We start from the raw sequence: 12,721 nt of genomic DNA on the forward strand, positions 1-12,721 counted from the left end.
CACTCCTTATTTAAATTCCCAAAAGTAGACTGGGTGCAAAGGTTATGACCACATAGAATAAGCCGTATGACACTGGAACAAGGACTAGTGCGAATTTAACACCTTTCTTTGCACTACCATAAAGTACGATCCCCATTAAAATACCGGCAATTACGGAGTGGATGATAATGTATCCTGCTGCTCCGATGGACGCAGCACCTAATAGTGGATTGGGTTTTCCTAAAGATTCAATGAAAGCTGAATATGACATGGCCATCCCCAGTGCAAATGGAGCAGCAATAACTGCTGCAATTAACAGGAACATCACTGACATCATAACATTGGCTCTACGTTCTCTTTGTAATGCCAGAATAGCTCTCAGATCTTCTGCAACTGTTTCAATAACATCTGCAAGGCTACCCCCAACTCTCCTACCTTCAATAATCATTCTGAATGTTCTATCCAGTGTTTTGGATTTCAAACGTTCGCCCATCCCCAGAAGGGCATCTTCAAAGGTACTTCCAATTTTTATTTCAATTACTGCTCTTTTTAATTCATCAGTTAAAGGACCTTCTCCATGTTTGGATATGTCTTCCATTGCTGTTTCTACACCTACTCCTGATCTTAAAAGTGATGCGATCTGTCTTAAAAAGTCAGGAGTTCCCTGTTCAATGGAATCCACTCTCCTTTCCATCATGAAAAAAATCCAGATAAAGATAATGGCTCCTGGAGCAATCAAACCAAGAATAAAACCTATTACTGGATTTGACCCCAGTACGGTAAATGCTACCAGGGCGATAATACCTAAAAATATTCCTGCACCAAAAATCAGAGTTAAAAGATCAGAGGCCTTAACATAAGTCCCGGAACGAATCAGAATTTCCTGCATTCGAACCAGGTATTTGTCTGGAAAAATATTATCTATACTATTGGATATGGGGGAAAGTGCAGAAGGTATGATTGCCATTTTCTCACCTTTATTGTTATGCTGGTATATTTGTATGGCTTTATTAGTATATTATTATCCGGTATATAATATATTATATTCTAATTTATCTTATACATTATAATAATATACCATTACTCTAATTCTATTGAAATCGACTAAATTAGAAAAATCTTCAGTGTTTTTCAGGCGAAAATTTTCCGGGGTAAGTTGGTTAAAATTTTTGCCTGGTTTTTTACCAGAATCATATCTTCAATCCTAACTCCAAATTTCCCTTCAATGTATATTCCCGGTTCAACAGTCACTACCATTCCCTTTCTGAGTTTTTCATCACTTTTAGGAGATAATGAAGGTTTTTCATGAATTTCCAGACCTACTCCATGTCCTGTAGAATGGATGAAATTGTCTCCGTACCCATAGTCTTCAATAACATTTCTGGCTACTTTATCAATGTAAGATGCTTTTACACCTGGTTTAATGGTTTCAATGGCCTTTTTATGGGCTTCTAAAACTATGGATAAAATTTCTTCCTCTTCTTCAGTCTTAATTATGGTTCGAGTAGTGTCCGATGCATAATTATGGTAAAATGCACCCCAATCTATCATTATTGGGCTTTCCACTATTTGGGATGTGGTAGAAGCATGGGGGAGGCTTGATCTTGGTCCGGAGGCCACGATCGTTTCAAAGGAAGGTCGCAGAGAACCTGCAGATCTCATGTTATATTCCAGCTGTGCTGCCAGGTTATCCTCAGTTGCTGAAAAATCGAGATCTTTAAAGGAGTCTTCCGCAATTTTGATGGCTCCTTTAATCTTTTTAATTTCATCTGGGGATTTGATGGTGCGTAAACCTTCAATGATTTCGGTGATTTCTACCTGGAAATCTTCACATAATTTTTTACAGGTTCCCACAGTCATGGAATTTTCCACACCCACCTTTCCGGACACAGTTTCCTTTAATGTTTTTTTAATGTCACTTAATGATTTGAATTCCTCCAACTGCACTGTAGATTTTTGACTGGCCTCCTCTAAGTCTAATTTTGAGGTTAAAAAAACTGGTTCTTCTTTTAAAATCAAGACCGAGGTGCTTGAAGGCATAAAACCGGTTATGTAAGCTATGTTTTCAGGTTTAAGGATGATTAATGAGTTAAGATTTTCCTGGTCTATTTTTTCTATTATTTCATCTATTTTCATAGGATAACCCTGCAAATGATTAGATATGCTTTAATTTATCTATATTTGGTGTTTTTAAATGTGATTTGAAATTCAATTTAATAAATACTCCATAAAAATATATCTTATCTTCAAATCATTAATTTTTTCAATATAAAATTTTAATAATAATATTAACCTTTAATAATATTATCTTTAATCTTTATGGCGAGTTGTTCCATAACTTCCACGGGGATTTCTCTTTTTTTCGGAATTGGAATGTATCCAAAATCAGGGTCAGGGAAACTGATCCCCTCAAAATGCACTGGTTCATGGTAACGGGGTATGAAGTGCCAGTGGATTTCTGGATTAGGGTTTTTGTCCCTGAAAACAGAGTTTTTAAAGCAACTCCAGTTGTAGAGAGTGGGCTGGAATGTTTGTGTTAGTGATTTTTCCAGTTTTTCCACTATCTGTGCAAAATCAATCCATTCCTCGTTATTTACCTGGGAAAGATCTCTGCAGTGTCTTTTAAGAGCCACCACACAGGTTCCAAGATAACGTTGACTGGGTGCTAAATACACATTCCAGTGGTTTGTTTCCCATAAAAGTTTCCCGTATCCTCCTGCTATCTGGCAGTATTCACAAGTTGAATTCGTGGAAATCACCCTAATTGGGATAGTTTTACAAAAAAATTATTATGTCTTATTTTAAAGCCAATATCTCTTAATACCATTTAATTATAGCAATTATTGACTCTCATTAATATTACTCCTATTAATATTACTCTTATTGCTATTTAATATTATTAAATAATATTTAATGTTTTGATGAATGATCATGATTTGGGAAATCATTTATAAATGAGGAGAGATTCTTTAATATAATTATGGTTAACTTCACATCCCATGAAATCAGGGACATATTAATCTCCATGCTGGTCATTGGAGGAGTTTTTGCTTACGTATTCAGAAACATTAATCAGGGCGACTTCATATCGCTCATCCCAGTTACAATGGTTGCAGTAGGCTTCGGCTTCGTGTTCCACGAACTTGCCCATAAATTTATGGCAATAAAATATGGGTTTTATGCGGAATATCGGCTCTGGGTTGAAGGATTGGTTCTAGCTGTAATAACAGCAGCTTTGGGATTTGTATTCGCGGCCCCTGGTGCAGTTTACATTCATGGGCAGTACATCTCCAATGAAGAAAACGGAAAAATATCCATTGCTGGACCATTAACCAACATAGCACTGGCTTTAATATTCTTCGTTTTAATCCAATTCGCATCATTCTCACCAATATTACTATTAATCTGCAGCTTAGGATTCACCATTAACAGCTTTTTAGCATTTTTCAACCTGCTCCCTGTTTTCATGTTAGATGGAGCGAAAGTTTTAAAATGGAATCCAGTAATATGGGTTATTACCACGGGGATAGCGTTTATAATGATGGCTTATCCCTATATTTTGTCTTACATGCTGTAATGTATAGTATGATTCAATCAAGCTCCATTATAGTATGATCAGACTCTCTCATTACAGTAAGAATATCTGACGAGGAATATCAATCATTAGTCAAACTTAGTAGATGATTAAAATGTTCAAAGAAATTCCTGTAAAATATTTTAAAGGCACCCACCGTTGTCGTGACCCTACAGAAACCATAAAAAAGGTAGAGGAAAAGCTTTCTGTTGCAGGGGTTACCAGAATAGCGGAAATAACTCACCTGGATCGTATTGGAATACCGGTCTATTCTGCAATCCGACCCGGTGCTGCAGAAGGTGCAGTGAGTATTTATGCAGGGAAAGGAGCTACCAAACCACAGGCCAAGGCATCAGCAATGATGGAAGCCTTTGAAAGGTATTCTGCTGAACAACAGGAATCTGATGATGAAAAAATAGTCTGTGGTTCTTTCAAAGAAATGGAGGGATGTATTAGTCCATCCTCACTGATATTACCTGCTTCCCTAAATGTAGATGAAAAGGAAATTGACTGGGTAAAAGCGGTTAATGCTAAAAATGATACAGAGTGCATGGTACCAGCCAATGCAGTTTACCATCCGTACCAATCAACTGCTAATGGAAATTCTCTTTTCAAATCAAGTACCAATGGTTTGGCATCGGGCAATGTCTTAGAAGAGGCAGTTTTTCACGGTATAACTGAAGTGGTGGAAAGGGATGCCTGGAGCATCTTTGAAGCCCTGCGCCAGCCAAAAAGCGAAGTGAATTGTGAAGACACGGATAACCCCCTGATAAATGATGTTCTATCCAAATTTCGTAAGGCCGGGGTGGATGTTAAGCTGGTTGACCTCACTGCGGATGTGGAAATAACCACCATGGCTGCAGTATCCGATGATACAGTGCTTAAAGATCCTGCACTCCTAACGCTGGGTGTGGGAACTCATCTTGACCCTGAAGTTGCAGCTCTACGGGCTTTAACCGAGGTGGCACAAAGCAGGGCTACCCAGATCCACGGCACACGCGAAGACACCACCCGGGCAGTGTTCATGCGTAAAGCAGGCTATCAGCGTATGAAACGGATTAACAAGCACTGGTTTGGGGAATTCCAGGATAGTGTCAATATCGCAGATATTAAAAGCAAGGCAAAAAGTTCGTTTAAGGATGATATTGAAACTTCCCTGAAACTCCTGGATAAATGTGGGTTTGATAAAGTGTTATACACAGATCTAACTCGGCCTGAAATTGAGATTCCAGTAGTGAGGGTTGTTATTCCGGGAATGGAAGTTTATTCAGTTGATACCGAAAGAATTGGGAAAAGACTTAGGCAGTGAATGATTTATTTTCATATAAAATGAGCCTTGATTTTAGAGATTCTACTAAACCTGGTGACTCTAATGAAGATAGATTAAGGGATAAAAGATAGATTAAATAATGTAAAGGAATGTATTTGTAAACGATTGTGAGAATAAATTTCTATTAAATTGCTGAGATAAATTAATTTAATTAAAGAAATTATTTTAATAAAAGATTTAATAAGAATTAAAAGATTTAATAATAATTTAAATATTATATTCCTTTTGATTTGGTGTAATAAAATGAAACAAGTTATTGTAATGAGAGCAGATCTGAAAATGAGTAAGGGTAAATTAGCCGCCCAGGCGTGTCATGCAAGTTTAGGAGCTTATAAAAAGGCTGATGAACGAGTTATAAGAGAATGGGAATTGGAAGGCGGGAAAAAAGTCGTTGTTCAGGTAAAAAGCCAGGAAGAACTATTTGAAGTCTACCAACTGGTAAAAGCAGCTGAAATTCCCAGTTTCCTGGTAACCGATGCAGGACACACTGAACTTCCACCATCCACAGTAACCGGTCTGGGAATAGGGCCCGAAAAGGATGAAAAAATAGATAAAATAACTCAGGATCTGAAGTTACTCAAATAATCATATGATCATGTAACTTTTGATCTTAGTTTTTGTAAAATAAATTAACTATGCTCATTAAGATACTGTGCTATTAAGATATTTGTTTATTAAGATACTATGTCTTATTAAGATCAATTCATGCTTTAACTAATATTAAAAGGAGAATTAAAATGGAATGGGTGGTTAAGATCGGTGGAAGTCTTTTTCCCCACTATTCAATCAATCTAGCTCAGGAACTGTTAGGTGAAGATGTTCTGATAATCTGTGGAGGTGGCCAGCTGGCCAACCAGATCAGGGAATACCACCATGAATTGAATTTTTCCCCCACGGCCAGTCATAAAACTGCTATTTTATGTATGGATATTTTGGGAATGCTCCTGGCTGATAAGGTTAAAGGAGCAGAGGCGGTCAGATCGTTAGAAAAAGCCAAAAAAGTCCTAAATGAGGGAAAATTACCTGTTCTAATCCCATCAATGATCCTTGAATATCTTGATCCACTGGAACACTCCTGGAGGGTAACCTCTGATTCCATTTCATTATACCTATCAGATCTGCTTGATGCGAAACTATTAATAACCACGGATGTAGATGGTATATACACACATAGACCATCAATGGATGGCGCCCAATTCATCAAGGAAATTAGTGCAAAAAAACTTCTAAATTTTGGTGAAACATCACTAGATGAGAGCTTTGCTGAGCTTTTACTTAAATATAAAACCAGCACTTATGTTGTTAATGGCAAACACCCCGAGAGGGTTCTGGCCATATTAGACGGGCGAAGCTCTATAAACACGTTTATCGGAGGAGATTGAATGGAAAAAATAGAATGCACCTCATGCAAACAAGAAATATCACCTGTAGAAACTTATGTAAAATTTGAATGTCCTGAATGTGAAGAAATACTGTACCGCTGCCAGAAATGCCGAACTTTCGGCCATCTTTACCAGTGCAAGTGCGGATTTAAAGGCCCATAATTATTAAGGACTATTTAAAGGTTATTAAGGACACTTAAGATGCTTTTATGCTCCTTAATATAAGATAAATCCTTAAAAATCCTTAAATAATTATCTTTAAATTTAATTTCATTAATCTAAAAAAACTGATTTTACTGGCCTTTGGCTTTTACTGGCTTTTATCAAGATTAGGTATGAGTTTAAGTTAAATCAGGTCTAGATATATTTAATTTAACATTCAAATTTAGTATATAATAAAGATATCCCAGGGATTTTAACATCCTTGGAATTCAATTAATTGGAGGAATTAATATGGGAGAAGTAGTTGCAACCATAAAATTAATGCCAGAAAGTCCCGAAGTGGATCTTGCTCAGTTAAATGAAAAAGTTTCTCAATCAATACCTGAAGGAACTGAGTTACACAAAATAGAAGAAGAGCCAATAGCTTTTGGTCTGGTAGCTCTCAATGTAACAGTAGTGGTTGATGATGGTGAAGGTGGAACAGAAAAAGCTGAAGAAATCTTTGCCCAGATCGACGATGTTGCCAGTGTAGAAGTTGTTGACGTACGCCGGTTAATGTAAGTTAATTTAACGAGCGTCTCATTTAAATTAACTTAATGGGAACCTATTTTTCCCAAAACCTTTTTTTGAATCAATAATATCTTTTTAAAATTCATCAGTGTCTTTTTTTAGAAGAAATAATGGTCTTTTATATGATCATAAGAATGTATAATTAGATTTTTTTTTCATCTAGACTTCTATCCATTTATTGCTCATTTGAATGTTTTCATTTTTTTGATGATTCTGCAATTATGGTGGATTCTGCAATTGTCAATCCACCTGTTTTAGACATCGATCCACCTGTTTTAGATAACTATATTAATACTATTTTTATAATTAATAATATTCATACGTCAATCAACATTTCTTGATAAATAGGATTAATGGGCAATGGGTGTGTTTTAGAGTGTTTGATATTTTATTGGCCTGTATTATTGGAGTTTCATGTGGTGTTGTCACTGGTTTAATTCCGGGAATTCATGTAAACACCGTTGGGGCATTTGTTTTTTCAGCATCACCCTTTCTACTTTACTCCTATTCGCCGGAAGTTCTGGCGGTTTTTTTATTATCCATGTCCATTTCCCATGCCCTAATGGAGTTCATCCCTTCCATGTTTTTGGGAGTGCCTGAAGAAGGAACTGTGCTTTCAGTTATGCCTGGACACCATCTCTTACTTCAAGGAAGGGGAAAGGAAGCCATACGCCTGGTTTCACTGGGTGGTTTTGGGGCCATGATCACAACCATCCTTCTTTTACCACTGTTCATGGCGGGATTACCTCCATTATATGGATTTTTAAAGCCTTATATCTGGATTATACTGTCAGTGGTGGTGGTCTACATGTTAATACGCCTTAGCAGGGATTGGAATTCATTGATATGGTCTTCAATTTTATTTCTTTTTTCAGGGATCATGGGATGGACTGCCCTGAATTCCCCATTATCTTCAAGTGTTTCGCTTTTATGCCTGTTTTCAGGCCTTTTTGGGGTAAGTACCATGCTTTTTAGTCTTTCCCAGAAATCGGTCTTACCTCCCCAAAACCGGCACCACCACCTTGAAATTGATGGAGATATTATTCGGGGGATATTCGCTGGAGGAATTGCCGGAAGTATCCTGGGATTTTTACCGGGAATGGGACCGGCACAGGGAAGTCTTCTGGCCCAGGAATTGAGTGGCAGCTCAGATGCCGGGAGCGAAAGAGAGGGATTTTTAGTGGCCATGAGTGGGGTAAATGTATCAGATGCGTTATTTTCCCTGATAGCAATCTACTTAATTGGTAACCCCCGTAGTGGAATCGCAGTTTACGTGAACCAGCTGTTACAGGGATTGGATTTCAATCATCTCCTGATCATGATATTTTCATCTGTAACTGCAGTGTCCATCTCACTGGTGCTTTGCATAAAATTAGGGGACTGGTTCAGCCATTCAATAGAAAAAATAAATTATGAAAAACTATCTTGGGTGGTTATAATCTTTATGAGCTTTCTGGTGGTTCTTTTTGGAGTGATGGAACATGCAAACCTCCTTTTTGTCATGGTAACCTACGTGACTTCAATCGCTCTGGGATTACTCCCCCATTACCTGGATATTAACAAATCCAACCTTATGGGTGTTTTAATTGTCCCTGCAATTGTGGTTTACATGGGAATGGGTTAATAGAGATTCACAGCACCTTAAATAATCACAATTTCTTCACAAAGATCCATCACAGCTTCGGTAAATGTGGTGGTGTCTACTCCTGGGAAGGTATCCACCAGACAGATGTCAAATTTTTCCTCTAAAACCGATGCTAGTTCATTCACATTCAGGCAGTACACATCACATGATTTGCCCCGTGCTATGAGTCCCTTTTTGCAGTCATAAAAGTCTACTGGAAACCCATTAACTTCCAGATTAAGGGCAGTAGTGCGGGCAGCAGGATACCAGAGGTCATTGAAAACCACTCTACTGGCACCTTTCTTAAGAGCTGCGATTCCCAAGGTTCCAGGACCGCAGGTGCAGTCTAAAACTTTGGGATTTTCATATTTACTCATCACTTTATTTAGGGTGGAAATTTTGGGAGATACTGGTTGAGGAAATTCTATATGTATTTCACCCTGATGTTTGTAGATGAGGAGAGTCCCTTCAGAGGTTTGCACCAGGTCACAGCGCATATCACAGCCAGCAAGGAGCCTATATTCATTTGATGATAATTCATTGTCTTTAATTCCAACGGTGTCTTTAATATCTCCTTTAAGCACGCCTTTAACTTCAGGAACTTCTACCAGCACTCGTGTTGCACATTTCTCATTGAAATCAGGGGATAATACTACTAAAGTGTCCTTTGAAAGGTAGGGGGCATGTTGAAGTGGATATGCAGGTGTTATTAAGGGGATGCATGTATTTCTAAGGGTAGTTTTTTCATTTTTCAATCCTTCTTCCTGCATGATCATTAAGATTTGAGCTATTACCAGGTCCAGGTGGCGACGACCACAGGAACATCTTCCCCAGTTTGCATCTATCTTTTGATTAGGATCCATCTGTTCAATGAATGGTTTGAACTTCTTGAAATTCCATTCTGGACAGTTATCACAGGGAGAATAAATATATCCAATTTCATCTAAGACTGCAGGAGGTTTTTTTATACATTCTTGGTTGCATCTGCACTTTATGTCCATATACTTAAATATTTGATACTTTATATAAATAATATTAAGCTAATCTAATAATAATGGAATAATTTAATCATGTATGGTCATATCACCTATGGGCAGATAATCTAACAGTAAAATATGTGAGAAAATGAAGGACAAACGTAAGGAAATACTGAAGGACCTTCTGGGGGAATTTGGTTCTGACGACGATCATGATGATGATTTAGCCGAAGAAGATGAATATCCTTTACCCCGTGAGAAGAAGGTGGCTTCGGTTGTGGAAAAAGCTCCGGAAGAGGAAGAAGAATTCACCTTAGATAAAATAATGAAGAAGACACCTAAACGTAAAAAAAAGGTTAGGAAATCTTCTGACGGGTTAAAGGCTGAAATAATAGAGGAAGGTCTGATTCCAAAATACAACGTGAGTGTCCCTCATTTTTCAGATAAGGAAGAACTGATTTTCAATGAAGTCCGGGAGAAACTGGTGGAAGTTGCTGTTGCCCAGGGTGAAGAATTTAATATTGACGAAGAATCATTCATTGGAGAAGTTAAACAATTCTTAAGGACCAGGGGAGTTCGAGATGTGGAAAGACTGGCCACACAGATCTCCCAGGTAATGCTGGGGTACGGAAAACTGGATCCCATGATCAAAGACGATGATCTAGAAGAGATAATGGTCATTGGTACTGGTAGCAAGGTGTTTGTTTACCACCGTAAAATTGGGATGATGGTCACCAACGTGGTTTTTGAATCTGATGATGATATAAGAGCCATAATAGATGTTATTGCCCGGCAGGTGAACCGTCGTATTGACCAGCAGACTCCCATACTGGATGCCCGTCTTAAAGATGGTTCCAGGGTTAATGCTACCCTACCACCTGTTTCTGCTGATGGACCCACTCTGACCATCAGGAAATTTAGGAAAGACCCACTCACTGTAGTGGATTTAATCAACTTCAAAACCATGTCCTCCCACCTGGCAGGTTTCCTGTGGCTTTGTACCGATGGTATGGGTGTAAAACCATGTAACGCTATTATTGCCGGGGGTACTGGTTCCGGTAAAACCACCACCCTGAACACCATTGCCGCCTTTGTGCCTCCCAGAGAGCGTATTATAACCATTGAAGATACTCTGGAATTGCAGTTACCTCACTCTCACGTTCTGCGTATGGAAACCCGCCCCCCTAACATTGAAGGTAAGGGTGAACTTACCATGGACACCCTGGTAAAGAACTCCCTCCGTCAGAGGCCGGACAGAGTAATTGTTGGTGAAGTTCGTGGATCAGAGGCCATAACACTCTTCACAGCATTAAACACAGGTCACTCAGGAATGGGAACCCTTCACTCCAACACTGCCCGAGAAACCATCACTCGTTTGATAAACTCGCCTATGAGCGTACCTAACATCATGATCCCTGCTCTGGATTTCATTATCATGCAGAACAGGATGTACCGTGCAGAAGGAGGATCACTAAGGCGTGTCACTGAAGTTGCAGAAGTTGTGGGGATGGAAGAGGGAAATGTACAGCTAAACCGCGTGTTTGAGTGGAATAACGTCACTGATAAAGTGGAATATGTGGGAATTGCCAGTCAAACCCTCCGTGAAATGGCAGAAATGAGGGGTGTGAGCATTACCGAAATCGAAGAGGAAATAGAAAAAAGAAGACTGGTACTGGAGTACCTGGCCGATAACAACATCCGTTCCATTGAAGAAGTAGGTCGCTGTGTGAATAGTTACTACAAAGATCCAGATGAAATGATGGATAGAATACTATAAAATTAGGGGTTCAATTAATCTAATAACAGTGATTTATTAAAGATTTAGATTGAATAGGAAATTTAGATTGAATAGAATTCAGGGGTTAAGGAAAAGAGATTGGTTTAATAACAATCAACAGATATTAAGTATAATGATTTGTTGGATATAAAAAAAGGTTTTGGTGAAATAAATGGTCTTTGGCGGCATTAAAAAGGTCTTCAACCGTATAGGAAATTTAACGGTTAACTCCAGCCAGAAAGTGGGTGGAGGTGTTCAGAAGGTCGGTGAAGGGGTTCAAAAGCCAGTTAAACGGATTCGGGAAGTTGAAAGGCCTAAAATTTCAAGGCCAACCATTAAACGAGAATCTCAAACTGATTTAAGTACATTTGAACCTTCTAAATCTGCTTCTAAGACTCAATCTCCCCGCAAAGTCATTAAAAAGATGGGCATGGAAAAGGATGAAATTGAAATTTTCAGGGACCTAATTGACCAGAAGTATGAACGGAAAGAAAAACCTGAAGATGAAGATAAAGCCAAAAAAACAGCGGTACAGAAAGCTTCTCTGGAAGAACTCCTGAAAGAGGAAGAAAAAACAGGTCTTGATCCAAAACTCATTTTAATAATGGGTGTACTTGCGTTTGCAGTTATCTTCACAGTTATAGTGGTACTGGGATTCGGGGTGGAGATCGGACTGGTCTTTGGTATCATCATCCTGCTGATGACCATGTTCATTGTATACATGCCCAAAATCAAACTTGGAGGTCGTTCTACTGCAGCTTCAAGAGAGCTACCTTTTGCTCTAAGACAAATGGCCACAGAATTAAGGGCAGGAATAGGTCTACACGATAGTATGCGTTCTGTAGCTATGTCTGGGTACGGTCCTTTATCTGAAGAATTTGCCAGAGCCCTGGAAGAAATAAAATACGGAGAAACCACTGAAAAAGCTCTGGTGGATATGAGTGAGAGAATCAACTCTGAAGGTTTAACCAGGGCAATATACCAGATCACTCGAACCCTGTCCAGTGGAGGGGATCTGGCCAAAACACTGAGTGTAATTGCCGATGATACTGCCTACGAAATGAGAATGAAACTCAAGGATTACGCCCAGAAACTCAACTCTTTCACCATGATCTACATGTTTGTGGCCATACTGGGTCCAGTTATTACCATGATCATGTTGATTGCCGCTTCTACAGTTATGGGGCCAATTGTGCCACCTATGCTACTTATAATAATGTATTTATTCCTATTCCCGGCTATTGTGGCTTTCATGGCATTTATGATAAAAAGACTGGAACCAAAGGTATAAAAATCAAATGTATGAAATCCTCCTTAATATTCTCTGTTAGATTCGCACGGATTTT

13 protein-coding genes are annotated in these 12,721 nt (G+C 38.6%); 9 read left to right on the top strand and 4 right to left on the bottom strand.

Going from position 1 to position 12,721, the window contains the following annotated elements; all coding sequences use genetic code 11:
- Positions 1–10 precede the first annotated feature (10 nt).
- From A994_RS06950 to A994_RS06960, 3 genes are all read right to left on the bottom strand, one after another.
- Positions 11–946 carry a type II secretion system F family protein gene (locus A994_RS06950; protein WP_004030681.1) on the bottom strand — a complete coding sequence of 312 codons (936 nt, stop codon included), beginning with the start codon at positions 944–946 and terminating at the stop codon, positions 11–13.
- A gap of 164 nt (positions 947–1,110) precedes the next feature.
- Positions 1,111–2,115 carry a M24 family metallopeptidase gene (locus A994_RS06955; protein WP_004030682.1) on the bottom strand — a complete coding sequence of 335 codons (1,005 nt, stop codon included), beginning with the start codon at positions 2,113–2,115 and terminating at the stop codon, positions 1,111–1,113.
- Between the two features lie 152 nt (positions 2,116–2,267).
- Entirely contained in the window at positions 2,268–2,738 is a 471-nt protein-coding gene (locus A994_RS06960; RefSeq protein ID WP_004030683.1) for an HIT family protein, read from the bottom strand.
- A 221-nt stretch (positions 2,739–2,959) separates the two neighbouring features.
- On the opposite strand from A994_RS06960, the gene A994_RS06965 reads away from it, so the two are divergent.
- The 7 genes from A994_RS06965 (at position 2,960) to A994_RS06995 (ending at position 8,621) form a co-directional block, all read left to right on the top strand.
- Positions 2,960–3,556: a zinc metalloprotease gene (locus A994_RS06965; RefSeq protein ID WP_004030684.1), complete on the top strand. Its 597-nt coding sequence runs from the start codon at positions 2,960–2,962 to the stop codon at positions 3,554–3,556.
- 112 nt (positions 3,557–3,668) lie between these two features.
- Positions 3,669–4,862, top strand: coding sequence for a YcaO-related McrA-glycine thioamidation protein (locus tag A994_RS06970; RefSeq protein ID WP_004030685.1), 1,194 nt, complete (start codon positions 3,669–3,671; stop codon positions 4,860–4,862).
- A gap of 264 nt (positions 4,863–5,126) precedes the next feature.
- Positions 5,127–5,468: a peptidyl-tRNA hydrolase Pth2 gene (gene pth2 / locus A994_RS06975; protein ID WP_004030686.1), complete on the top strand. Its 342-nt coding sequence runs from the start codon at positions 5,127–5,129 to the stop codon at positions 5,466–5,468.
- A 152-nt stretch (positions 5,469–5,620) separates the two neighbouring features.
- Positions 5,621–6,265 carry an amino acid kinase family protein gene (locus tag A994_RS06980; RefSeq protein ID WP_004030687.1) on the top strand — a complete coding sequence of 215 codons (645 nt, stop codon included), beginning with the start codon at positions 5,621–5,623 and terminating at the stop codon, positions 6,263–6,265.
- Positions 6,266–6,427, top strand: a complete 162-nt coding sequence (locus A994_RS06985; protein WP_004030688.1) for a zinc finger domain-containing protein — start codon at positions 6,266–6,268, stop codon at positions 6,425–6,427. It begins immediately after the preceding gene.
- A 291-nt stretch (positions 6,428–6,718) separates the two neighbouring features.
- Complete coding sequence (locus A994_RS06990) at positions 6,719–6,988, top strand: elongation factor 1-beta (protein WP_004030689.1); 270 nt, start codon at positions 6,719–6,721, stop codon at positions 6,986–6,988.
- A 385-nt stretch (positions 6,989–7,373) separates the two neighbouring features.
- On the top strand, positions 7,374–8,621 hold the full coding sequence (locus A994_RS06995) for a tripartite tricarboxylate transporter permease (RefSeq protein ID WP_004030690.1): 1,248 nt from the start codon (positions 7,374–7,376) through the stop codon (positions 8,619–8,621).
- A 17-nt stretch (positions 8,622–8,638) separates the two neighbouring features.
- Here A994_RS06995 and A994_RS07000 read toward each other — a convergent pair whose 3' ends face one another.
- On the bottom strand, positions 8,639–9,622 hold the full coding sequence (locus A994_RS07000) for a 50S ribosomal protein L11 methyltransferase (RefSeq protein ID WP_004030691.1): 984 nt from the start codon (positions 9,620–9,622) through the stop codon (positions 8,639–8,641).
- Between the two features lie 124 nt (positions 9,623–9,746).
- Here A994_RS07000 and A994_RS07005 point away from each other — a divergent pair, with 124 nt between their 5' ends.
- Complete coding sequence (locus A994_RS07005; protein ID WP_004030692.1) at positions 9,747–11,375, top strand: CpaF family protein; 1,629 nt, start codon at positions 9,747–9,749, stop codon at positions 11,373–11,375.
- 172 nt (positions 11,376–11,547) lie between these two features.
- Complete coding sequence (locus A994_RS07010) at positions 11,548–12,666, top strand: type II secretion system F family protein (protein WP_004030693.1); 1,119 nt, start codon at positions 11,548–11,550, stop codon at positions 12,664–12,666.
- Positions 12,667–12,721 lie beyond the last annotated feature (55 nt).

The organism is Methanobacterium formicicum DSM 3637, from assembly GCF_000302455.1.
Classification (GTDB): Archaea; Methanobacteriota; Methanobacteria; order Methanobacteriales; family Methanobacteriaceae; genus Methanobacterium; species Methanobacterium formicicum_A.

Coding starts and splice junctions, on each gene's coding strand:
- A994_RS06955 (WP_004030682.1), bottom strand. CDS start 2,115: ATGAAAATAGATGAAATAATAGAAAAAATAGACCAGGAAAATCTTAAC.
- A994_RS06950 (WP_004030681.1), bottom strand. CDS start 946: ATGGCAATCATACCTTCTGCACTTTCCCCCATATCCAATAGTATAGAT.
- A994_RS06985 (WP_004030688.1), top strand. CDS start 6,266: ATGGAAAAAATAGAATGCACCTCATGCAAACAAGAAATATCACCTGTA.
- pth2 (WP_004030686.1), top strand. CDS start 5,127: ATGAAACAAGTTATTGTAATGAGAGCAGATCTGAAAATGAGTAAGGGT.
- A994_RS06965 (WP_004030684.1), top strand. CDS start 2,960: ATGGTTAACTTCACATCCCATGAAATCAGGGACATATTAATCTCCATG.
- A994_RS07010 (WP_004030693.1), top strand. CDS start 11,548: ATGGTCTTTGGCGGCATTAAAAAGGTCTTCAACCGTATAGGAAATTTA.
- A994_RS07000 (WP_004030691.1), bottom strand. CDS start 9,622: ATGGACATAAAGTGCAGATGCAACCAAGAATGTATAAAAAAACCTCCT.
- A994_RS06970 (WP_004030685.1), top strand. CDS start 3,669: ATGTTCAAAGAAATTCCTGTAAAATATTTTAAAGGCACCCACCGTTGT.
- A994_RS06980 (WP_004030687.1), top strand. CDS start 5,621: ATGGAATGGGTGGTTAAGATCGGTGGAAGTCTTTTTCCCCACTATTCA.
- A994_RS07005 (WP_004030692.1), top strand. CDS start 9,747: ATGAAGGACAAACGTAAGGAAATACTGAAGGACCTTCTGGGGGAATTT.
- A994_RS06990 (WP_004030689.1), top strand. CDS start 6,719: ATGGGAGAAGTAGTTGCAACCATAAAATTAATGCCAGAAAGTCCCGAA.